Origin of the sequence: Roseomonas sp. CCTCC AB2023176 (genome assembly GCF_042259275.1) — a bacterium.
In the GTDB taxonomy this organism is placed as follows: domain Bacteria; phylum Pseudomonadota; class Alphaproteobacteria; order Acetobacterales; family Acetobacteraceae; genus Roseomonas.
Genome location: NZ_CP170086.1, coordinates 4,785,019 through 4,807,047 on the forward strand (window position 1 = coordinate 4,785,019; position 22,029 = coordinate 4,807,047).

Below are 22,029 nucleotides of genomic sequence, written 5' to 3' on the forward strand. Positions count from 1 at the left end.
CGCAATGGCTGGCCGCGCGCGGGGTGCCGCTGCGCGCCGGGCGCGTCTTCGAGCCCGTACCGGCGGGTCGGCCTTCGCAGGCGGCTTCGGCGCTGCTGTGGCTCTTCCCGGGCTTGGCCTTGCTGCTGCCCCTGCTGTCGCTGCTGGCGACGGCGCTGTCGCCGGCGGCGGGCGTCGTGCTGAACTGGGATACGGCGACGCTGCGGCACCTCGCGGCGGCGCTGTCGCCGGAGGCGCGGACCTACGGGGCGCTGCGCAACTCGCTCGGCCTCTCGCTGGCTGCGGCCGCCATCCTGGCGGCGGCGGCGCTGCCGGTCGCGATGGCGCTGCGGCGGCGCGGGGTTCGGGTAGCGGCCTTCGCGACGGACCTGGGCTACGCGCTGCCCGGGGCCTGCGTGGCCGTCGCCACCATCCTCCTCGTGCTCGGACTGCCGGGGGCGGGGCAGCCTATGGCACGGTCTGGGTCATCCTCCTGGCCTACCTCGTCCGCTTCCAGGCGCTGGCGCTCCGGCCGGTGGCGGCCGCAGCCGGGCGGCTGGATCCCGCGCTCGACGATGCGGCGCGGGGGATGGGGGCGGGCGTCTGGCGGCGCCTGTGCTCCGTCCACCTGCCGCCGCTGCGGCCCGCGCTCGTTGCCGGCGGGCTGCTCGTGGCGCTCCTCGGCGTCAACGAGGTGACGCTGTCGTCGCTCCTGTCCGGGCCGGGGACCCAGACGCTTGGGATGCTCGTGTTCAACCTGCAGGATGGTGGGGCGACGGGGCAGGCGGCGGCGGTGTCGCTCGTCGCGCTGGTGCTGGTCGCGGCGCTGATGGCGCTGGCGGGACTGGCGGGACGGCGGCTTCCACCGGGCACGCTGCCATGGCGACCCTGATCGGCCGGGGGCGCGCCGCGTCAGGAATCCTTACAGCCGTCCCTCGGGATCGCTGCTAAGCGCCGGTAATCTTTGTGGGACGTGTCGAGGCACGGGAGTTGCTGCAACCCTTTCGCGAACGGGTCCGTTCGCGACACGACCTCATCGTGGATGAGACTGCCCCGCGTGGAGCCAGGCCTGACATCGTGGTGGAACGTGCTGCGGTGGTGGGTCACCCGCGCACCGGTGCCACCGAATGTGGACCTCAGCCGGGGCGAGGGAGCGGCGACCAGTGGCGACGCCGAGAACATGGCATCGGCTTCACCGGATCAGCGACGAGGAACGTGGCGCGCCCGAAAGGATTCGAACCTCTGACCCCCAGATTCGTAGTCTGGTGCTCTATCCAGCTGAGCTACGGGCGCTTCTCACGTCGTCAACAACGCTACGGTACAAACGCTACTTCTACCTGGCGCGCTCGAGAGGATTCGAACCCCTAACCCCCAGATCCGTAGTCTAGTGCTCTGTCCAGTTGAGCTACGAGCGCGTGCGGCGGAGCGGGGAGATAGCCTCCCCGGCGCGGGGGCGCAACCCCGTGGGATCAGGCGGCGAGCTTGTCGAGTTCTCGGATGATGGCTTCGCCGAGGGTGGAGGTGCCAACGCGCGCGGCGCCGGGCGCCATGATGTCGGCGGTGCGGAGTCCGCCGCCGAGGACGCGTTCGACGGCGGACTCCACGAGGCGCGCGTCCTCCTCCATGCCGAAGGAGTAGCGGAGCAGCATCGCGAAGGAGAGGATCTGCGCCGACGGATTCGCGATGCCCTTGCCCGCGATGTCCGGGGCGGAGCCGTGGATCGGCTCGTAGAGCGCGTGGCGGCGGCCGCCGGGCAGTTCGGCACCGAGGGTGGCGGAGGGCAGCATGCCGAGAGAGCCGGTGACGGCGGCGGCGAGGTCGGAGAGCAGGTCGCCGAAGAGGTTGGAGGCCAGGATGACGTCGAACTGCTTCGGGCGCGAAGCGAGCTGCATGGCGCAGTTGTCGGCGTACATGTGGGAGAGCTCGACGTCCGGGAATTCGGCCTTGCCGACGTTCGTCACGACCTCCCGCCAGAAGCGGCCGGACTGCATGACGTTGGCCTTCTCGACGCTCGTCAGCTTGTTGCGGCGCTTGCGGGCCAGATCGAAGGCGACGCGGGCAACGCGGGTGATCTCGTCCTCGCCGTAGTCTTCCGTGTCGAAGCCATGGCGGACGCCGTCGGGGCGCGTGCCGATGCCGCGGGGTTCGCCGAAGTAGATGCCGCCCGTGCTTTCGCGGACGATCATGATGTCGAGGCCGCGGACGAGGTCGGGCTTCAGGGACGACGCATCCACCAGGGGGTCCCAGACCTGCGCGGGACGAAGGTTGGCGAAGAGGCCGAGGTCCTTGCGAAGCCGGAGGATGCCAAGCTCCGGGCGGCGGTCGAAGGGCAGGCTGTCCCATTTCGGGCCGCCGACGGAGCCGAAGAGGACGGCGTCCGCCGCGAGCGCGGCTTCGACGGTCTTGTCAGGGCAAGGATGGCCCGCCGCGTCGAGCGCGGCGCCGCCTACCAGGCCTTCCTTCACGTCGAAGGTCACGCGCCGGCGGCGGTCCATCCAATCGACCACGCGGCGGACTTCCCGCATGACCTCGGGGCCGATGCCGTCGCCGGGGAGGACCAGGAGCGACTTGTTCGACGGCATGGGGGTTCCTCGGGCTTGGAGTGTGCTCCCCTCAGGGGATGGCTTCGAGCCAGGGCCTCTCGGCGCGCACGCGGGTCTCGTAGGTGTCAATCGCAGGGGACAGGCGCATCGTTTCCCCGATGTCGTCAAGGCCCTGGAGCAGGCGTTCCTTGCGCAGTGGGTCCACCTCGAAGTGGTGTTCCTCGCCGTCGGCGCCGATCACCACCTGCCGTTGCAGGTCCACGGTGATCCTCGCGTTCGCGCCCATGCGGGACTGCTGCATCAGGCGCTCGCAGACCTCGTGCGGCAGGCGGACGGGAAGCAGGCCGTTCTTGGTGCAGTTGTTGTTGAAGATGTCGGCGAAATCCGGCGCGATGACGCAGCGGATGCCGAAATCGACCAGCGCCCAGGGGGCGTGCTCACGGCTGCTGCCGCAGCCGAAATTCTCGTACGCGATGAGGACTTCGGCGCGCCGGTAGGGTTCCTGGTTCAGGACGAAGTCGGGCTTTTCGCGCCCGTCATCGTCGTAGCGCATGTCGGCGAAGAGCGACTTGCCCAGGCCCTTGCGCTCGATGGTCTTGAGGAAGCGTCCCGGGATGATCTTGTCCGTGTCCACGTTCGCCATGGGCAGCGGGGCGGCGATTCCGGTCAGCGTCGTGAACGGGGTCATGTGCTCAGCTCCGCACGCCGGTGGGCGCGACGATCTCCCGCACGTCGGTCAGGCGCCCGGTGACGGCCGCGGCGGCAGCCATCGCCGGGGAGAGCAGGTGCGTGCGGCCGCCTTTGCCCTGCCGCCCCTCGAAGTTGCGGTTCGAGGTGGAGGCGCAGCGCTGCCCCGGCGTCAGCTTGTCTGGGTTCATGCCGAGGCACATGGAGCAGCCGGCCTCGCGCCACTCGAAGCCCGCTTCCTTCAGGATGCGGTCGAGGCCCTCGGCCTCCGCCTGTTCCTTCACAAGGCCGGAGCCTGGGACGACCATGGCCCGGACGCCATCGGCCACCTTGCGGCCCTGCGCGACCGCTGCCGCGGCGCGGATGTCCTCGATCCGGGAGTTGGTGCAGGAGCCGACGAAGACGACGTCCACCATCACGTCCTGCAAGCGCTGGCCCGGCGTCAGGCCCATGTAGGACAGCATGCGCCGCACTTGCGCGCGGCGCTCCTCGGTCGGTGCCTCGTCCGGGTTCGGGACGATGCCCGTGACGGGCAGCACGTCCTCCGGGCTCGTGCCCCAGGACACCATCGGCGCGATCGCCGCGGCATCCAGGCGCACTTCCTTGTCGAAATGCGCGCCGTCGTCCGATGGCAGCGTCCGCCACCACTGGACCGCGCGCTCCAGCGCCTCGCCCTTCGGGCCGAGCGGGGTCTTCGCGACATAGGCGAAGGTCGTGTCGTCCGGCGCGATCATGCCGGCGCGGGCCCCGCCCTCGATCGACATGTTGCAGACGGTCATGCGCCCGGCCATGTCGAGGGCGCGGATGGCCTCACCCGCGAATTCGATGACGTGGCCGGTCCCGCCGGCCGTGCCGATCTGGCCGATGATCGCGAGGACGATGTCCTTCGCCGAGCAGCCGAAGCCCAGCGTGCCGTCCACGACCACGCGCATGTTCTTCGCGGGCTTCTGGAGCAGCGTCTGGGTGGCCAGCACGTGCTCGACCTCCGACGTGCCGATGCCGAAGGCCAGCGCGCCCATGGCGCCGTGGGTCGAGGTATGGCTGTCGCCGCAGACGATCGTCATGCCCGGCAGGGACAGGCCCAGCTCCGGCCCGATGACGTGGACGATGCCCTGGCGCTTGTCGTTCAGCGGAATGTAAGGAACGCCGAATTCCGCGACGTTCTTCTCGAGCGTCGCGACCTGGAGGGCGCTCTCGGGCTCCTGGATGCCGCTGAAGCGGGTCTCGTCGGTCGGGACGTTGTGGTCCACGACAGCGACGGTGCCCTCGCGTCGGCGCAGGCGGCGGCCGGCCTCGCGCAGGCCCTCGAAGGCCTGCGGGGAGGTCACCTCATGGATGAGGTGCTTGTCGATGTAGAGGAGGGCGGTGCCGTCCGGGAGCGTCTCGACGACATGCGCGTCCCAGATCTTGTCGAACAGCGTGCGCGGCTTCGTGGCCGACATCGGCATTCCCCCATGACGTCAGTCGGCGCGGCCCGGTAGCGGGGCCGCGCCGTGCAGGCTTCAGGCCTGCTGCTCGCTCAACTGCTCGCCGGCAGCCGCCGCGCTACCGGACACCGCGGAGGCGCCGCCCTTCGTCGGGGCCGCCTTCTCCTGGATGCGGGCGGACTTACCGGTCCGGCCGCGGAGGTAGTACAGCTTGGCGCGGCGGACCTTGCCGCGGCGCATCACCTGGATGTCCGACACGTTGGGCGAGTAGAGCGGGAAGATACGCTCCACGCCCTCGCCATAGGAGATCTTGCGCACGGTGAAGTTGGAGTTCAGGCCGCGGTTGGAACGGGCGATCACCACGCCCTCATAGGCCTGGGTGCGGGTGCGCTCGCCCTCGACGACCTTCACCATGACGCGGACGGTGTCGCCCGGCGCGAATTCCGGCACGGGGCGATTGGCGGCGAGGCGGGCCATCTGGTCGGCCTCGAACTGCTGCAGCAGGTTCATCGTGGTTCTTCCTTCGCGATCACTTAGGCGGCGGGCGCCGCATGTTGCAATGGGACGGCCGCGCGCGCGGCCATCAGGTCTGGTCTGCGGAGGCGGGTGACCGCCGCCGCCTGGTCTTGCCGCCAGGCCGCGACCTGCGCGTGGTGGCCGGAGAGGAGGACCTCCGGTACGCGCCGGCCCTGCCATTCCGCGGGGCGGGTGTAGTGGGGGTATTCGAGCAGGCCGTCGGAGAAGGACTCCTCGACGCCGCTTTCGGAGGCGCCCATGACGCCGGGGATCAGCCGGACGCAGGCGTCCAGCAGCACCATGGCCGGGAGCTCGCCGCCGGAGAGCACGTAGTCACCGACGGAGACCTCCTCCATGCCGCGGGCCTCGATCACGCGCTGGTCCACCCCCTCGTAGCGGCCGCAGAGGAGAACGACGCCCGGGCCGGCGGCCCAGCGGCGCACGGCGTCCTGCCGCAGCGGCGTGCCGCGGGGGCTCAGGAAGACCAGCGGGCGAGCGTCGCCCTCAGGCATCGCGGCGTCGATGGCGGCATCCACCACGTCCGGGCGCATGACCATGCCGGCGCCACCGCCGAAGGGCGTGTCGTCCACGCTGCGGTGCTTGTTCGTGGCGGCGTCGCGGATGTTGCGCGCCTCCAGCGACCAGATGCCGCGCTCCAGGGCACGGCCGGCCAGGGACTGGCCGAGCGGGCCCGGGAACATCTCGGGGAAGAGGGTCAGGACCGTCGCGCGCCAGGTCACGCCGCATCCTCCTTGGAGGGCGGGACGGTGATCTCCTCCGGCGGGACGACCGTGACCTGGCCGTCAGCGACGTCCACCTCCGGGACGCAGGCGCGGGTGAAGGGGATCAGGATCTCCTTCCCCGCCGCGTCGCGGATCGTGAGGAAGGCGCCCGCGCCGTAGTCGTCCACCGACGCCACGGTGCCGATCGCCGCCCCGTCCGCGGCGATGGCAGCGAGGCCGATGAGGTCGGACAGGTAGAACTCGTCCTCCTTCGGCGCCGGCATGGCGTCGCGGTCCACGTAGAGGCGGGTGTTCGTCAGCCGCGCCGCGGCGTCGCGGTCCGCGACGCCCTCCACCCGCACCAGCCCTTCCGTTAGCCAAGTGATCGCGAACCGGCGCGCCCCGCTCTCATCCGAGAGGGGCCCGTAGGTCGCGATCGCCGCGGGATCGGCCGTGAAGGAGCGAAGGTGCACGAGGCCCTTCACGCCGTGCGGGCGGCCGAACTCGCCGACGAGGATGCGGCGGGGTGGCATGGGATGTTACGCGAAAAGCCCGAAGATCAGCCTGCGTCGGCCGCGGCGCGTTCCTGCGCCTTCTTCTTCGGCGCGGACTGCTTCGGCTGCTCGCGGATCTCCGGCATCGGCGCGATGCCCGCCTTCCCGAGGAACTTCGCAACGCGGTCGGTCGCGATGGCGCCGTTGTCCATCCAGTGCTGGATGCGCTCGTTCTCAAGGCGGATGCGGTCCGCGTGCTCGGCCGGGAGCATCGGGTTGTAGGAGCCGACCTTCTCGATGAAGCGCCCGTCGCGCGGGGAACGGCTGTCGGCCACCACGATGTGGTAGTACGGCCGCTTCTTGGCGCCGGCGCGGGCGAGGCGAATCTTCAGACCCATGTCGTCTTAGTCCCTTGTGTCCAGTGTTCTCTAGAAAGGCCTACGGCCGCCGGCGCCGGGCAGGAGGGCACCGAGCCCACCCCGCATCAGCCCCTTCTGGCCGAGCTTGCTCATCCGCTTCATCATCGCGGACATGTCGTCGAACTGCTTGAGGAGGCGGTTCACGTCCTGCACCGTCACGCCCGATCCCGCAGCGATCCGCTTCTTGCGGGAGGCCTTGATGAGCTCGGGGTTGCGGCGTTCCTTCGCCGTCATCGAGGAAATGATGGCGGCCTGACGCCCGATCAGCTTGTCGTCGATCTTCGAGGTGTCGATCTTGCCGGCCATCTTGTTCAGGCCGGGGATCATGCCGAGCATCCCCGACAGGTTCCCCATCTTGCCGACCTGCTTCAGCTGGGACGCGAAATCGTCCAGCGTGAACTGGCCCTTCTGCATCCGGGCCGCCATCTTCTCGGCCTCGGCGCGGTCGATGGTCTCGGCCGCGCGCTCGACGAGGGAGACGATGTCGCCCATGCCGAGGATGCGGCCGGCGATGCGGTCGGGGTGGAAGTCCTCGAGACCGTCCAGCTTCTCGCCGGTGCCGAGCAGGCGAATCGGGGCGCCGGTGACGGCGCGCATGGACAGCGCCGCGCCGCCGCGGGCGTCGCCGTCCACGCGGGTCATGACGATGCCCGTCACGCCGACGCGGTCCTGGAAGTTGCGCGCGGTGTTCACCGCGTCCTGGCCGGTCATGGCGTCCACGACCAGCAGCGTCTGGTGCGGCTTCGTCGCGGCCTTCACGGCCGCCACTTCCTCCATCAGCGCGTCGTCAATGGAAAGGCGGCCCGCGGTGTCGAGGATGACGACGTCGTAGAGTTCGCGCCGCGCCGTCTCCATGGCGCGCGCGGCGATCTCGAGCGGGGCCTGGCCCGGGACGATCGGCAGCGACGTCACGCCCGCCTGGCCGGCGAGGGTCTGCAACTGCAGCTGCGCGGCCGGGCGCTGCACGTCGAGCGACGCGAGGAGGACCTTCTCTGCGATCCCGGTTGCGCAGCCGCAGGCCGATCTTGCCGGAGGTCGTTGTCTTGCCCGAGCCCTGGAGGCCGACCATCAGGATCGCGACGGGCGCAGGCGCGTTCAGGTCGAGGCCGGGCGCGACGGCATCGGCGCCGCCACCCAGCGCATCCACCAGCGCGTCGTTGACGATCTTGACGACCTGCTGGGCCGGCGAGACGGAGCGGATGACCTCCTGCCCCACCGCGCGCTCCCGCACCTTGGCGATCAGGTCGCGGGCCACCGGGAGGGCGACGTCGGCCTCCAGCAGCGCCACGCGGACCTCGCGCAGGGCATCGTTGACGTCGGCTTCGGAGAGCGCGCCGCGGCGGCGGAGCTTGTCGAAGACGCCGTTCAGGCGGGTGGAAAGGGCCTCGAACATCGGCCGGCGATACGATCCTTGGTCGGCTGGGACCCGCCCAACGCATTGCGCGCCGCTGCGCGAGCCTTCGCGGAGCGGCGGAGCCGGCTGCGCGAGGCGGCCGACCAGGGCGTCGGGACGCATCCCGGGAGCGCGGGCACTACGCCCCCTGCCCTGCACCGTCAAGGAAAACCGGGCCATTCTGCCCCCATGATGCACCCCGACCTCACCCGTGCCGCCGCCGAAGCCTCCGCCATCGCGGGGGGCTGGTCGGAGGAGCGAGGGCCGGGAGGGGCCATCGTCCTCTTCGACGCCGGCGGGCCGCGCGCCGCGGGGTCGGGGGGCTACGCGGTGCCGGAGCACGAGGTGCCCTTCACGCCGGATACGCCCTCCCGCTGGGCCTCCATCTCCAAGCAGTTCTGCGCCGCGACGGTGCTGCTGGCGGGTTTCGACCTGGATGCGCCGCTGGGGACGCTGGTGTCCGGGCTGCCGGGACCGATCGGGGCCGTGCCGGTGGGGCGGGCGCTCGACATGACCGGGGGGATCCCGGACGTGATGGAGACGCTCTGGCTCCTTGGCCAGCCCTATACGACGGGGGTGGGCGAGGCGGACCTCCTCGCCTTCTGCCGCCGGCTGCCTGGCGTCGCGGGGCCGCCGGGGCGGGAGATGACTTATTCCAACACGGGGTGGCGCCTCGCCGGGGCCGCCTTCCCCGAACAGCGGGGCGAGACCTACGGCGCGGCGCTGCGGCGCCTGCTGCTGGAGCCGCTGGGGCTGACAGGCATCGCCTTCCCGGAGGACGAGACGACGCTGATTCCCCGGCTCGCGACGCCCTGCTGGCATGACGGTACGTCCTGGCGGCGGGGGCGGTACGGGATGCACTTCTCGCCCTCGGGCGGGCTGGCGGGGTCGGCCACGGACCTCGCGCGCTGGGGCTCGGCGCTGCTCGCCGGGCGCGGCCCGGCGGAGGGGCTCCTGGAGGCGTTGTCGGCGCACCGCGCGATGGCGAACGGGTCGCCATCCTTCTACGGCCTCGGCTTCGCGCGGGTGGCGCTGGGCGAGGTCGGGCTGCTCGGGCACGGCGGGTCGCTGACGGGAATCAAGACGCATCTGCTGATGGCGCCGGCGATGGGCTGCGGCGTCGCCGTGATCACGAACCGGGAGACGGCGGAGCCGCTGCGCCTCGCCATGACGGTCATGGCGGCGATGACGGGGCAGCCCCTCCCCTCGCCCGGCTACCTGCCGCCGGGGCTCTACGCCGAGGCGGAGGGCGAGGCCTGGGCGGAGGTGGACGGGGCGACGATGTCGTTCATGGGCGCCTCCGACCACCTCTTCGCCGCGGGCGAGGGCGCGAGGACCCTGCCCTCCTACCTTGACATGAGCTGGACGGTGACGGCGGCCGGCGCGCTGGAAGGACGGGCAGGCGGGGTCGCGCGGCGGCTGGTCCCGGTCCCGCCGGAGACGCCGCTGAGCCCCGGCCTCGTCGGGACGTGGCGTCATCCCGAGTTCGGGGCGGAGTTGGAGGTCCGGGCGGACGGTACGGCGCTGCTGCCCGGCGGGCCGATCCGGGATTCATGCGCGCTGCGGCCCCTGCCGAACGGCGGCGCGCTGGCCGATCGGCGCCACGGGCCGTGGCGGCAGCGTCCCGTGCTGGTGCCACGGGCGGACGGGACCTTGCTCCTCGCGTCCCACCGTTCCCGCGTGCTGCGGTTCCGGAGGGCCTGAGGATGCACCGCGTCCGCTCCCCCACGCTGGAGATCGCCTACGAGGAACACGGAGCCCCGGACGGATCGCCCGTCATCCTGCTGCACGGCTTCCCCTATTCGCCCCGCGGCTACGACGCGGTGGTGCCGCTCCTCGTCGCCGCGGGGCGGCGGTGCATCGTGCCCTACCTGCGGGGCTACGGACCCACGCGATTCCTCGACCAGGCGACGCCGCGATCGGGGCAGCAGGCGGCGTTGGGAAAGGACCTGCTGGACCTGATGGATGCGCTGGCGATCCCCCGCGCAGTGCTGGCGGGGTACGACTGGGGCGGGCGCGCGGCCTGCATCGTCGCGGCGCTTTGGCCGAAACACGCGGCGGGGCTGGTGACCTGCACCGGCTATAACATCCAGGACATCGCGGCCTCCGTGCACCCGGCCAACCCGGAGCAGGAACACCGCTTCTGGTACCAGTACTACTTCCACACCGAACGCGGCCGCATGGGGCTCGCGGCGAACCGACGGGACATCGCGCGGCTGCTGTGGCAGCTGTGGTCGCCGGACTGGGCCTTCGACCACGCGACCTTCGAGGACAGCGCGACGGCCTTCGACAACCCGGATTACGTGGACGTCGTGATCCAGTCCTACCGGCACCGCTACGGCTACGCCCCCGGCGATCCGGCTCTGGAAGAGATCGAGGCGGCGCTGGCGCGACAGCCCCGCATCGGCGTGCCGACCGTCGCGCCGCATGGGCAGACGGACGGCGTCGGGCCGGTGGAGGGCTCCGCGGACCATGCGAGGCATTTCTCCGGCCCCTACGACCGGCGCGTGATCCCACGCACCGGGCACAATGTTCCGCAGGAGGCACCGGAGGCCTTCGCGCGGGCGATCCTGGACCTTCCGCCGGCCTGACGGGCTTGGCGCGGCGCGCGCCGCCATGCTGGACTTTCGGCGCCCCAGCCGAGGATGTCCCGATGCGCCGCCTGATGCTCACCTCCGCCGCCGTCATCGCGTTGCTGGGGGAGGCCGCGCCGAAGCGCAGCCCGCGCTGAACCGGGTCCTGCGCGTGGCGCCGCATGCGGACCTTCGGACGCTCGATCCCGTCGTGGCGTCCATCGTCATCACCCGCATGCACGGGCTGATGATCTACGAGAGCCTCTTTGCCTGGGACTCCAGCCTGAACGCCCGGCCGCAGATGGCCGGGCGGCACGAGGTCTCGCCGGACGGGCTGACGCACACGATCGGGCTGCGGGACGGGCTGCGCTTCCATGACGGGCAGCCCGTTACCTCGCGGGACGTCATCGCGTCGCTGAACCGCTGGATGCAGCGCGATACGGTCGGCGGGAAGTTGCGGGAATATGTCGCGTCGCTGGACGCGGTGGACGACCGGACCATTGCGCTTCGGCTGAACAAGCCGGCCAGCGCCTTCGTGCCTTTCGCGCTGGGTTCGGCCGTCGGGATGATCCCGATCATCATGCGGGAAAGCGATGCGCGGACCGACGCGGCGCGGCCGGTGACCGAGACGATCGGCTCCGGCCCGTTCCGGTTCAACCGGGGCGAATGGCGGTCCGGCGCGCGGATCGTCTACGACCGCAACCCCGACTACGTGCCGCGGGACGAGCCGGCCGACGGATTGGCCGGTGGGCGGCAGGTGCGCGTGGATCGTGTCGAATGGCTGGTCATGCCGGACCCCGCGACGGCGGCGGCGGCCCTCCAGACCGGCGAGATCGACATCTGGGAACAGCCTGCGCTGGACCTGCTGCCGACGATCTCCCGCAACCGCGACATCCGCGTCGAGCGGTTCTCCGGCATCCAGAACCAGGCGCTGCTGCGGCCCAACCACCTCTACCCGCCCTTCAACGACCCTCGGGCGCGGATGGCCCTAGCGCTCGCGACGGATCAGGACGACGCGATGGCAGCGGGGTACGGGGACGAGCGGTGGTGGCGCCGCTGCGGGTCCTTCTACGTCTGCGGCTCGGCGAACGGGACGGAGGTGGGGTCGGAGGCCTATGCGCGGCCGAACCTGGAACGCGCGAGGCAACTTCTGGCCGAGAGCGGCTACCGCGGGGAACGCCTGGTGCTGCCGACGACGCAGGAGATCGCACCGATCGGGCGGATGGCCGAAGCCGCCGCCGCCAATCTCCGCCGCGCCGGCTTCAACGTAGACCTACAGTACGCCGATTGGGGCACCGTCGCGACGCGGCAGTCGAATCGAGGGCCGGTGTCGGAAGGCGGGTGGAACCTCTTCGTCACTACGGCCTCCGGCGCCACGATGCAGTCGCCCATCACGAATATCGGCACCAATTCGGCCTGCGAGCGCGCATGGGTCGGCTGGCCGTGCGACGCGGAGGTAGAGCGGCTGCGCACCGCCGTCGTGGACGCGCCGGACGACGCGGCCCGGCGTGCCGCGACGGACGCGCTGCACCGGCGCGTTGCGGAGACGCAGCCCTACCGGGTGCTCGGCCAGTTCGACCAGCCCTATGCACGGCGCGCCAACATCTCGGCCGTGCTGAACGCGCCGGTCATGCTGTTCTGGAACGTCGAGAAGAACTGACGGTCCGGTCGCGACCCGTGGCAGCGGTCCCGGCACGGTTGCCCCCTCTCGCGCCGGTGATCATCACGACCGGCTGAGCGGGCACCCTGGCCGGAACCGGCGTGACATACCTGCGTTCGCCCCCCGTCGGGGTCGGAGGATGCGGTCCGCATGAAGTTCGTCGTGTTCGGCCTCACCGTGACGTCGTCCTGGGGCAATGGACACGCGACGCTCTGGCGGGCCCTGCTGCGGGCGATGGTGCGGCGCGGCCATCGCGTGACGTTCTTCGAGCGGGACCAGGAGTGGTACGCGTCTGCCCGTGACCTGACGGAATTGCACGGCGTTTCCATCGTGCTCTACCCCGGCTGGGCGTCGGTACAGGCGCGTGCGGCCGCGGAGCTCGCCGATGCCGACGTCGCAATGGTCACGTCCTACTGCCCGGACTCCGCTGCGGCCTGCGGGCCCGTGCTGTCCTCGCGCGCGGTGCGCGTCTTCTACGACCTTGACACCCCTGTGACTCTGGACAGGCTGCTGGCCGGGGAGGCCGTGGATTATGTCCCCTCGGGCGGCTTCGGCGACTTCGACCTCGCCCTGTCCTATACGGGCGGGGGGGCGCTGCGGGCGCTGCGCGAGAGGCTGGGCGCGCGTCGCGTCGCGCCGCTCTACGGGTCGGTTGATCCGGCCGCGCACTTCCCGGTGCCGGCGGAGGAGCGGTTGCGCGCCGACCTCTCCTACCTCGGTACCTACGCGGCGGACCGGCAAGCGGCGCTGAAGGCGCTGTTCGTCGAGCCGGCGCGCAGGATGCCGGACCGGCGCTTCGTCATCGGCGGGTCACAGTACCCGGCCGACTTTCCCTGGGCGGAGAACATCTATTTCGTCCGCCACATGCCGCCGCCGGAGCATCCGGCCTTCTTCGCCTCCTCCCGCCTCACGCTCAATGTCACGCGCAAGGCGATGGCGGAATACGGGCATTGCCCGTCGGGACGGCTGTTCGAGGCGGCGGCCTGCGGCGCGCCGGTCCTGTCCGATTGGTGGGAAGGACTGGACGCCTTCTACACGCCGGGGCGCGAAATCCTCATCGCCCGGACAACGGAGGACGCCGTCGCCGCGGTCGCTACGGACGATGCGGAGTTGCGGCGTATCGCGCGCGCCGCACGGGATCGGACGCTCGCGGAGCATACCGCGGACCATCGGGTCCTGGATCTCGAGGCGGCGTTGGAATCGGTCCGTGAGCCAGAGGAGGCCTGAAGCGCATGTGGGGCATCATTCCCGCGGCCGGCATCGGCAGCCGCATCCAGCCGCTGGCCTTCTCTAAGGAACTACTGCCGCTCGGAAGTCGCGTGGAGGAGGGCGTGGAACGGCCCCGCGCCGTCTCGGAGCACCTGATCGAGCGCATGATCGCGGGCGGCGCGGACAAGATCTGCTTCGTCATCGCTCCGGGGAAGAGCGACATCATCAACTACTACGGCGCGCGGATCGGGCCGGCGAGCATAGCCTACGTCGTACAGCCCGAGCCGGGCGGCCTTTGCGACGCGATCTTCTGCGCGCTGCCCTTCGTGGCACGGGAGGAGCCGGTGCTCGTCGGGCTGCCCGACACGGTATGGTTCCCGATCGACGGGCTGGCGCCGCTTCCGGATGACGAACTGTCCTTCCTGCTCTTCCCCGTCGAACACCCGCAATTCTTCGACGCGGTCGACACCGATCCATCCGGCAGGGTGCTGGAAATCCAGGTGAAGCGGCCTGACGCGCGGTCGCGCTGGGTCTGGGGCGCGTTCAAAATGCCGGGGCGCGTGATGCACGACCTCCACGCACTGTGGTCGGAGGCCGGGCGCGGGGACGAGTACATCGGGACCCTCGTGAACGCCTGGCTCGAACGGGGCGGCCGCGCCCGCGGCGTGCGGGCCGGCGAGGTCTATGCCGATGTCGGCACCCTGGAAGGCTATCGGGACGCCATGCGGATGCTCGACGGCCTGCCGCAGCGGGCGTCGGAGGCCGTCGTCCCGCACCGTGTCCTGCAGCAGCGCGCCGCGCTGCGGGCGGCCGCCGCCCGCACGGACCGGCCGCGCGCCGCGGGCTGAGACATGGCAGGCGAGAGCGCCGAGGACGTCATCGCATCCCTCGCGATGGGGCGGGAGGTGCGCGAGCCCGTGCTGATCGTTGTCGCCCATCCGGATGACGAGACGATCGGGCTGGGCGGCAATCTCCGGCGGCTGTCTCGCCTGTCGCTGCTGCACGTGACGGACGGCGCGCCGCAGGATGGGCGGGACGCGCGGGCGGCGGGATTCGCGGATGGCGCGGCCTATGCCGCGGCGCGCCGCCGGGAACTGGAACTGGCGCTGCGGGTCGGCAACGTGTCCCCGGTGTGCATCGCGAGCCTCGACGTGCCGGACCAGGGCGTGTCGCGGCGCATGGCGGATGTCACGCGGGAACTCCTGGCCCGCATCCGCCACTGGGCGCCGCGCATCGTCCTGACACACGCCTATGAAGGCGGGCACCCCGACCACGACGCGACGGCCTTCGCGGTCCATGCGGCGCGCGACCTGCTGCACGCGTCCGGCGAGGCGGCGCCGGAGGTGGTGGAGATGGCGGGCTATCACATGGGCGCCGGCGGGATCGAGGCGGGGCGCTTCCTGCCCGGCCCGACCCGCCCCATGTCGGTGCCGCTCGACGCCGCCGCGCGGGCGCGGAAATGGCGGATGATGGAGGCCTTCACGACGCAACGGGAGACGCTGAAGTACTTCCCCGTGCGGGACTCCGAACCGCTGCGCCGCTCACCTCGCACGGACTTCACCGCACCGCCGCATGAAGGGCGGCTGTTCTACGAGGGCTTCGACTGGGGCATGACCGGCCGGGAGTTCCGGGACAGGGCAGCGGCGGCGCGCTGCGACCTGCGGCTTCGGGTGCGGGCATGGGTGTAACCCCGTGCCCTTGACGATCGCGCAGGTCGCCTTCCCCTTCGCGCCGGTCGGGCCGGACGCGGTGGGCGGGGCGGAGCAGGTTCCCTCCATGCTCGACGCCGCGCTGGCGCGGATGGGGCATCGCTCCATCGTGGTGGCGTGCGAGGGGTCGTCGGTGTCCGGCACGCTCGTTGCCACGCCGCGGCCGCGGCCGCCGCTGGACAGGGTGGGGGAGGAAGCCGTGCACGCGGCCCATCGCCGGGCCGTGGAGCGCGCAGTCGCGATCGGCGCCGACATCGTGCACATGCATGGGCTGGACTTCCACGCCTACCTTCCCGCCCCAGGCGTGCCGGTGCTCGTCACGCTGCACCTGCCGCCGTCCTGGTATCCGGCGGAGGTCTTGCGGCCCACGCGACCCGAGACGTGGATGAACCCGGTCTCCTGGTCGGAGCACGGGCATTGCCCGCCCTCCCCTCGCCTGCTGCCGCCGGTGCCGAACGGTGTGCCGGTCGGGGCGCTGGCGACGCGGGTGACGCGCCGCGACTATGCACTCGTCCTCGGCCGCGTCTGCGAGGAGAAGAACCTGCACGGTGCGCTCGATGCCGGCACGATGGCGGGCGTTCCCGTCCTGATCGGCGGGCGCGTGTTTCCCTACGAGGCGCATGAACGCTATTTCGCCGAGCAGATCGCGCCGCGCGTCGCGGCGGGGCCGCACCGTTTCCTCGGGCCGCTCGGCTTCGCGCGGAAGCGCCGGCTGCTCAGCGGGGCGCGCTGCCTCGTCTCCGCGAGCACGGCGCCGGAGACGAGTTCCCTCGTCGCTATGGAGGCGCTGGCCTGCGGGACGCCGGTCGTTGCCCTGCGGTCCGGCGCGCTGCCGGAGATCGTGGAACACGGGCTGACGGGGTTCCTGGCCGACGACGTGGAAGGCTTGGCGGAAGGCATCCGGCGCGCACCTTCCATCTCGCCCGAAGCCTGCCGGGCCGCAGCGCGGGCGCGCTTTTCGTCGGAGGTGATGGTAGCGGCCTACCTCGACATCTACCGGCGGATCGCGGGGGTGCGCGTGCGGCCGCCTGATCCCGCCGACGCGCTGCTTGTCGAGGAGGTCCGGAGCCTGGCCGCGCTGGAGGCACTCCGGCCGGAATGGCGGGCGCTCTGGGCCGCCTCGCCGCAGGCGACGCCCTTCCAGTCGCCGGACTGGCTCATCCCCTGGTGGCGACACCTGGGCGAGGGCGAGTTGCTGTCCTTCGCGTTCCGAACGCCCGAGGGCGCGCTGGCGGGGGTCGCACCGCTCTACGTCTACATGGCGGCGGATGGGCGGCGGTCGCTGTTTCCCGTCGGGATCGGGACGACGGATTACCTCGATGTGGTCGCGCTGCCCTCGCACCGGGACGCGGTGGTCGCGGTGCTCTCCGCGCGGCTGGGAGGTGACGCCCATCGTTTCCACGTCTGCGAATGGCCGCAGCTGCGGAACGGGGCGGCGCTGCTGGACGTGACCGTACCGGCGGGATGGCATGAGGAGGCCGGCGACGGCGACCCGTGCCCCGTCCTGCGCCTGGCAGGCGGCGTGGACCGGCTCGGCGAGACGGTGCCTGCGGAGACGCTGGAGAGCCTCGAGCGTCGCCGGCACCGGGCTGGGAAGAAGGGCGTGCTGCGCGGCGAGAACGCGGCGGAGGGTGGCGCAGCCCCCCTGTTGGAGGCGCATCTGCGGCTGCACGGCGCACGCTGGGAGAAGCGGGGCGAGCCCGGCGTGCTTGCGGCCGATCCCGTGCAGGCCATGCACCGGGAGGCGCTGCCGCATCTCCTGGAAAGTGGCATCCTCCGCCTCTACGCCCTGCGGCTGGACGGCCGGGTGATCGCGACCCTGCAGGCCCTGGCGGACCCACCGGGGCGGGCGGAGCGGCGAGCGTACTTCTACCTCGGCGGCTTCGATCCGGCGTTCGAGCGGCTGAGCCCGGGCATGCTCGTCGTGGGACACGCGATCGAGGAGGCAGCGCGGGAGGGCTTCGCGGCGGTGGATTTCCTGCGCGGTCAGGAAGGGCACAAGTACCGCTGGGGTGCCGTGGACAGCGCCACGCGGCGCCGGATGCTTCGGCGTTGAGCGGCCCGCTCACGGAAGCGCTGGCAGGGCGCATCCCGCCGGCCGTCGCGATCATGCGGATGCTGCTGGCGGGCGCCCGGGCAGAGGCCGTGCAGGCGGAACTGGGGCGTCTGGACGCCGCACCGAACGATCCCGTCCTTTACGACCTGCGTCGGATCGCGTCGGACCGGCGAGGATTGGAAACGCTGGAGCGCCTGGTCGCGGCAGGGGCGGATCACGCACCGGCCGGTTCACCTGAAGCGGGGCTGACGGGCGTCCGCGACATGTTCGACCGGCTGGTGCGCGTGAGTCCGACGGCGAGCGTCGCGGCCTATTCCCTCGGTGACGAAGCGCGGCTGGCCGAGGCGACCGCGGAGGTCGTCGCCTGGCTCGCGGCGCAGGGCCTGCTGTCGGGCAAGCCGGCGGTCCTCGACCTGGGCTGCGGGATCGGGCGGTTCTGCCGGGCCTTGGCGGCCCACGGCTCGCGCGTCGTCGGAACGGAGGTCTCCGGCGGCATGGCGGCGGAGGCTCGGCGGCGCTGCGCCGGGCTGCCGGGCGTCGGAATCGTCCGTGTGGTCGGTGACGGGTTGGACGCGCTGCGCGATGCGAGCTTCGACCTCGTCCTCGCGGCGGACGTCTTCCCCTACCTTGTCGGCGCTGGTGGCGACCTCGCCGCACGGCACCTCTCCGGGGCCTCGCGCGTGACGCGGCCCGGCGGGGCAGTCGTGATCCTGAACTACAGCTACCGCGGCCGCGAGGCGGATGCGCGCGACCTGCCCGTGCTCGCGCACGAGGCCGGGCTCCGCCTGATCCATGCCGACCCCGCGCCGTTCCGGACCTGGGACGCCGCTGCCTACGTGCTGTGCCAGGCGGCACGCGGATGACGCGCGCGCTGGTCATCGTGATGGATGGCGTCGGCGTCGGGCACGCGCCGGACGCGGCGGCCTACGGAGACGAGGGCGCGAACACGCTCGGGCAACTGACGGCGACGGCGACGCTCTCGCTTCCCACCCTGTCGTCGCTCGGACTGGACCGGATCCTTGGTCACAGCGGGCCTGCGCCGCGCGCCTGCTGGGGACGGATGCGCGAGCGCTCGGCCGGCAAGGACAGCACGACCGGGCACTGGGAGATTGCCGGCGCGATCCTGGACGAGCCCTTCCGGGTCTTCGACCGCTTTCCCAGTGCGCTCCTGCGGGCGATCGAGGAGGAGGCGGGCGTGCAGTTCATCGGCAACGTCCCGGCCAGCGGCACGGCCATTATTGCGGAGATGGGGGAGGAGCACGTCGCGACGGGCCGGCCGATCCTCTACACGTCAGCGGATTCGGTGCTGCAGATCGCGGCGCACGAGGATGTGGTGCCGCTCGACCGGCTCTATGCCACCTGCGCGATCGCGCGCCGCCACGCCGATGCCTACCGCATCGGGCGGGTGATCGCGCGCCCCTTCCTCGGCACGCGCGGCGCCTATGCGCGCACGCCGCGGCGCCATGATCTCGGCATGGCGCCGCCGCGGACGGTGCTCGATGCGCTCGTCGAGGGCGGGCACGCCGTCGTCTCCGTCGGGAAGACGGCGGACCTCTTCGACGGGCGGGGGTTCACGGCGTCCCACCCCACGACCTCCAACGAGGACGGGATGCGGGTGACATCCGAGCTCTGGCGCGACATGCGCACGGGCTTCGTCTTCACGAACCTCGTGGATTTCGACCAGGAATACGGGCACCGGCGCGACGTGCCGGGCTTCGGGCGCGCGCTGGAGGCCTTCGATGCCTGGCTCGGCGCCTTCATGCCGGGCGTCGGGCCGGACGACCTTCTGATCGTGACGGCGGATCACGGCAACGACCCAACCTTCCGGGGCACCGACCACACGCGGGAGGAGGTGCCGCTGATCGTCCTCGACGGCGACCGGCGGGAGGCGCTGGGCGTGCGCGAGACCTTCGCCGACGTGGCCGCAACGCTCGCACGGCGGTTCGGGGTGGGAGATTGGATCACGGGGCGCGCCTTCGCGGGGTGAGTGCGCGTCGGGCGCAGGCTTCCATCCGGGTGTGCGGGTCGGACGCGTCGATGCGGAAGGTCTGGTTGTGGCGGAGCGCGGGTTCTCGTTCCGCCGACCCGACCGCGGGGTTTTCCGCCGCGGCGAGCCGGGAAACGCGAACGGACCGGCGGCGGAGGAGAGCGAAACCTGCCGTGGCAGGAAGCTGGCGTCCCGTACGGGATTCGAACCCGTGTTGCAGCCTTGGAAGGGCCAGCATACCAACACGCATGGACGCTCGCGTACATCGCTGGATGCTGAAAACGCAGCCAGGTCACGGTAGCTTGTTCGGCGACGTTCGCACCCGTATTTGGGGGGGGGCCGGTGGTGCCGGACAGGTTCAGGCGGCTGATTTGACCGGCGGCCGGACGTGTTGCTCCTCGAACTGCACGGGGCTGAGATAGCCGAGGGCCGAGTGCAGGCGCTTTCGGTTGTAGACCTCCTCGATGAACCGCGGCAGGTCCGTCGGGACGTCCTCGACGGTTTCGTAGGCCATCGGGTAGGCGCCCTCGAACTTCAACGTTTTCACGAGGTTCTCGCACATCGCGTTGATGCTCCTATGACGGTCAAGCTGGTTCCGGCATGGCGACGGGATGCTTGCAGGGGAGGGAGAAGACCTCTCGGGCGACATAGCGTTTGAGACAGCGCATGATCTCGGGCTTGGTCTTCCCCTCGTTCGTGCACCGGGCGACGTAGTCGGTGGTGGGCTTGTGCATGCGCATACGCGTTACGACGATGCGGTGGAGAGCGGCGTTGGCCTGGCGGTTGCCGCCCCGGTTCAGCCTGTGGCGGTTCGTCCGGCCGCTCGAGGCCGGGATGGGACATGCGCCGCAGAGCTTTGCGAGGGCACATTCCGAGCGGATCCGCCCGGGATTGTCGCCCACGAGGAGCAGAAGTGCGGCGGCCGTGCCGTTCGCGATGCCCGGGGCTGCCGTGAGTTGTGGTGCGGTGGCCGAGACAAGGGCGTCGAGCATGTCGTCCTTTCCGTTGCGTCGACGGGCACTGCGATCGGGGCGGTTGACCTCGAGGACGCGGTGTCCGGCTTGATGCAGGGCGCGGGCGAGGCCTGCGCCATAGGAGCCGGTGCCCTCGACCCCGAAGGCCGTCACCCGGCCGAGGGCGAGCGCCCAGGACGCGAGGCGCCGGTATCCAGCGCTGCTCGCCGGGACGGTCGTGGCACCGAGGCGCACCCCCAGCGCGCTCAGGGCAACGACCGCATGGGTGTGCTTGTGGGTGTCAACGCCGACGACGATGCCGGTATCCGTTTGGTGATGCTGCAAGGCGGGCCTCCCCTGGCGTGATCGGGGCCCGACGCTCACGGGGGTGGACAGGACTGTGACGGGACGTCGCCTCAGGCTCCTCTCAGGTCACACGCCCAGCGACCGGCGGGCGCCACCCGGCAGGCCGACAGATCAACGCAAGGACACAAGGTCAGTCGTAAGGCGGGTTCAGACCCGCAGGGCGGCGGCGATATACTCACAGTCGTAGGCGTCGCCGACGGAGCCCATGGATGGGCGCACGCCCGCCTCGCGGCAGCGGTTGCCGAAGGCGAGCGACGTGAATTGCGAGCCCTGGTCCGAGTGTAGGACGACATCGCCGGGCCGCCGCTGTCCCAAGGCCATCTCGAGCGCGTCCAGCACGAGTTCGGTCCGGAGATGGTTCGCCATCGACCAGCCGACGATGCGCCGCGACCAGGCATCGAGCACGACGGCGAGGTAGAGGAAGCCTGCGGCTGTTGGGATGAAGGTGATGTCTGTGACCCACAGCCGGTTCGGGCCGGGTGCGGAGAAGTCGCGATCCACGAGGTCCGGCGCCGGTCGTGCCTCGCGGTCGCGGTGCGTCGTGACGGGGCCACCCCTCATCCGGCTGACGCCCTTGATCCCGGCCTTGCGCATGAGGCGTGCGACGCGCTTGCGCCCGTGTCGCTCTCCACGAGATCGCAGCTCCGCAGGGATCCGCGGCGCGCCGTAGGTCTCGCGCGAGGTCGTGTGGACCGCTCGGATCCGCTGCAGAAGCATCGCGTCCGCCTCGGCGTGCGCAGAAGGCGCACGGCTCGCCCAGGTGGCCTCAAGGAGCGGCCCGCGCGTCTGCGCGCCGAGCGGGATGCCCTCGCCGCCCATGAAGCCGAACGTGGTCTGCAGCTCGTGATCGGGCGCCTCGAGGAGTTCTCCGGGCGCGTCCACGACGGCTTGGAGGCGCTGGACTGGCATGGTCGGCGCGAGATCATTCGAGCCATCGTCCGTCGCATCGAGATCGACCGGGACGGGGTTGCCGTCGTGTTCCGGGTACCGTCGACACCGCCACGGGGCGGCCCCCAGCCGGAACCGTCAAGCCAGGACGGAAACGGCCAGAGCGGCAGAGATTGGCAACATCGTAGAGACAGCCATCGTGCGGCTCGTCGGGGCGCTGCTGCTGGACCAATCGGACGAATGGGCCACTCATCGGTCACGCCATATGACCCTGGAAGGTATCAGCACCGTCAGCGATACTGGCCCCGTCAGCCTCGGCACCGTACCGGCCCGACCAGCGGACCCAACCCGACAGGAGCCACAGCTCCTACGCCACGCGATGGGACACGACCCCCGTCAGCTTCGCGCCTCGCCCAGCCATGCCGCGAACGGGCCTGTGTAGGCCCCG

At 71.3% G+C, this 22,029-nt stretch carries 19 protein-coding genes, 3 tRNA genes and 2 pseudogenes; 10 read left to right on the top strand and 14 right to left on the bottom strand.

The window, feature by feature from the left end:
• Positions 1 to 4: 4 nt before the first annotated feature.
• Positions 5 to 871 carry an ABC transporter permease subunit gene (locus tag ACE7GA_RS24060; protein ID WP_376100508.1) on the top strand — a complete coding sequence of 289 codons (867 nt, stop codon included), beginning with the start codon at positions 5 to 7 and terminating at the stop codon, positions 869 to 871.
• 324 nt (positions 872 to 1,195) lie between these two features.
• Here the strand turns inward: ACE7GA_RS24060 and ACE7GA_RS24065 are convergent.
• The 10 genes and pseudogenes from ACE7GA_RS24065 to ffh all read right to left on the bottom strand — a co-directional run bounded on the left by ACE7GA_RS24065 (position 1,196) and on the right by ffh (position 8,180).
• Positions 1,196 to 1,272 (bottom strand) — tRNA-Arg (locus ACE7GA_RS24065).
• Positions 1,273 to 1,317: 45 nt separating this feature from the next.
• A tRNA-Arg gene (locus tag ACE7GA_RS24070) sits at positions 1,318 to 1,394 on the bottom strand.
• A gap of 54 nt (positions 1,395 to 1,448) precedes the next feature.
• Positions 1,449 to 2,561 (bottom strand): 3-isopropylmalate dehydrogenase, encoded by a 1,113-nt coding sequence (gene leuB, locus ACE7GA_RS24075; protein ID WP_376092664.1) that lies wholly within the window; start codon positions 2,559 to 2,561, stop codon positions 1,449 to 1,451.
• A 31-nt stretch (positions 2,562 to 2,592) separates the two neighbouring features.
• Positions 2,593 to 3,210 carry a 3-isopropylmalate dehydratase small subunit gene (gene leuD, locus ACE7GA_RS24080; protein WP_376092667.1) on the bottom strand — a complete coding sequence of 206 codons (618 nt, stop codon included), beginning with the start codon at positions 3,208 to 3,210 and terminating at the stop codon, positions 2,593 to 2,595.
• Between the two features lie 4 nt (positions 3,211 to 3,214).
• The gene (gene leuC / locus ACE7GA_RS24085) at positions 3,215 to 4,651 is read right to left on the bottom strand and encodes a 3-isopropylmalate dehydratase large subunit (RefSeq protein WP_376092670.1); all 1,437 of its coding nucleotides are present in this window, start codon (positions 4,649 to 4,651) and stop codon (positions 3,215 to 3,217) included.
• A gap of 60 nt (positions 4,652 to 4,711) precedes the next feature.
• On the bottom strand, positions 4,712 to 5,146 hold the full coding sequence (gene rplS, locus ACE7GA_RS24090) for a 50S ribosomal protein L19 (RefSeq protein ID WP_376092673.1): 435 nt from the start codon (positions 5,144 to 5,146) through the stop codon (positions 4,712 to 4,714).
• A gap of 23 nt (positions 5,147 to 5,169) precedes the next feature.
• On the bottom strand, positions 5,170 to 5,892 hold the full coding sequence (trmD, locus tag ACE7GA_RS24095; RefSeq protein ID WP_376092676.1) for a tRNA (guanosine(37)-N1)-methyltransferase TrmD: 723 nt from the start codon (positions 5,890 to 5,892) through the stop codon (positions 5,170 to 5,172).
• Complete coding sequence (gene rimM / locus ACE7GA_RS24100; protein ID WP_376092678.1) at positions 5,889 to 6,407, bottom strand: ribosome maturation factor RimM; 519 nt, start codon at positions 6,405 to 6,407, stop codon at positions 5,889 to 5,891. The genes trmD and rimM overlap by 4 nt, the downstream gene beginning before the upstream one ends.
• A 26-nt stretch (positions 6,408 to 6,433) precedes the next feature.
• On the bottom strand, positions 6,434 to 6,766 hold the full coding sequence (gene rpsP, locus ACE7GA_RS24105; RefSeq protein ID WP_376092681.1) for a 30S ribosomal protein S16: 333 nt from the start codon (positions 6,764 to 6,766) through the stop codon (positions 6,434 to 6,436).
• Between the two features lie 30 nt (positions 6,767 to 6,796).
• Positions 6,797 to 8,180: pseudogene (gene ffh, locus ACE7GA_RS24110) on the bottom strand (signal recognition particle protein).
• A gap of 189 nt (positions 8,181 to 8,369) precedes the next feature.
• Here ffh and ACE7GA_RS24115 point away from each other — a divergent pair.
• The 9 genes from ACE7GA_RS24115 to ACE7GA_RS24155 all read left to right on the top strand — a co-directional run bounded on the left by ACE7GA_RS24115 (position 8,370) and on the right by ACE7GA_RS24155 (position 19,374).
• Entirely contained in the window at positions 8,370 to 9,884 is a 1,515-nt protein-coding gene (locus ACE7GA_RS24115; protein ID WP_376092684.1) for a serine hydrolase domain-containing protein, read from the top strand.
• Between the two features lie 2 nt (positions 9,885 to 9,886).
• Complete coding sequence (locus tag ACE7GA_RS24120) at positions 9,887 to 10,771, top strand: alpha/beta fold hydrolase (RefSeq protein WP_376092687.1); 885 nt, start codon at positions 9,887 to 9,889, stop codon at positions 10,769 to 10,771.
• 154 nt (positions 10,772 to 10,925) lie between these two features.
• Complete coding sequence (locus ACE7GA_RS24125) at positions 10,926 to 12,413, top strand: ABC transporter substrate-binding protein (protein ID WP_376092690.1); 1,488 nt, start codon at positions 10,926 to 10,928, stop codon at positions 12,411 to 12,413.
• Positions 12,414 to 12,563: 150 nt separating this feature from the next.
• Complete coding sequence (locus ACE7GA_RS24130) at positions 12,564 to 13,640, top strand: glycosyltransferase (RefSeq protein WP_376092693.1); 1,077 nt, start codon at positions 12,564 to 12,566, stop codon at positions 13,638 to 13,640.
• A 5-nt stretch (positions 13,641 to 13,645) separates the two neighbouring features.
• The gene (locus ACE7GA_RS24135) at positions 13,646 to 14,470 is read left to right on the top strand and encodes a nucleotidyltransferase family protein (protein ID WP_376092696.1); all 825 of its coding nucleotides are present in this window, start codon (positions 13,646 to 13,648) and stop codon (positions 14,468 to 14,470) included.
• A 3-nt stretch (positions 14,471 to 14,473) separates the two neighbouring features.
• Positions 14,474 to 15,310, top strand: a complete 837-nt coding sequence (locus ACE7GA_RS24140; protein ID WP_376092699.1) for a PIG-L deacetylase family protein — start codon at positions 14,474 to 14,476, stop codon at positions 15,308 to 15,310.
• A 4-nt stretch (positions 15,311 to 15,314) separates the two neighbouring features.
• Positions 15,315 to 17,387 carry a GNAT family N-acetyltransferase gene (locus tag ACE7GA_RS24145; RefSeq protein WP_376092702.1) on the top strand — a complete coding sequence of 691 codons (2,073 nt, stop codon included), beginning with the start codon at positions 15,315 to 15,317 and terminating at the stop codon, positions 17,385 to 17,387.
• Positions 17,384 to 18,250, top strand: a complete 867-nt coding sequence (locus tag ACE7GA_RS24150) for a class I SAM-dependent methyltransferase (protein WP_376092705.1) — start codon at positions 17,384 to 17,386, stop codon at positions 18,248 to 18,250. Before ACE7GA_RS24145 ends, ACE7GA_RS24150 begins: the two co-directional genes overlap by 4 nt.
• Positions 18,247 to 19,374, top strand: a complete 1,128-nt coding sequence (locus tag ACE7GA_RS24155; RefSeq protein ID WP_376092708.1) for a phosphopentomutase — start codon at positions 18,247 to 18,249, stop codon at positions 19,372 to 19,374. Before ACE7GA_RS24150 ends, ACE7GA_RS24155 begins: the two co-directional genes overlap by 4 nt.
• A gap of 185 nt (positions 19,375 to 19,559) precedes the next feature.
• Here the strand turns inward: ACE7GA_RS24155 and ACE7GA_RS24160 are convergent.
• From ACE7GA_RS24160 to ACE7GA_RS24175, 4 genes and pseudogenes are all read right to left on the bottom strand, one after another.
• A tRNA-Gly gene (locus ACE7GA_RS24160) sits at positions 19,560 to 19,628 on the bottom strand.
• Positions 19,629 to 19,732: 104 nt separating this feature from the next.
• Positions 19,733 to 19,936: an IS3 family transposase gene (locus ACE7GA_RS24165; RefSeq protein ID WP_376092710.1), complete on the bottom strand. Its 204-nt coding sequence runs from the start codon at positions 19,934 to 19,936 to the stop codon at positions 19,733 to 19,735.
• Between the two features lie 22 nt (positions 19,937 to 19,958).
• The gene (locus ACE7GA_RS24170) at positions 19,959 to 20,672 is read right to left on the bottom strand and encodes a transposase (protein ID WP_376092713.1); all 714 of its coding nucleotides are present in this window, start codon (positions 20,670 to 20,672) and stop codon (positions 19,959 to 19,961) included.
• A gap of 177 nt (positions 20,673 to 20,849) precedes the next feature.
• A pseudogene (locus ACE7GA_RS24175) lies at positions 20,850 to 21,452 on the bottom strand (IS3 family transposase); the annotation flags it as partial.
• Positions 21,453 to 22,029: the final 577 nt, after the last annotated feature.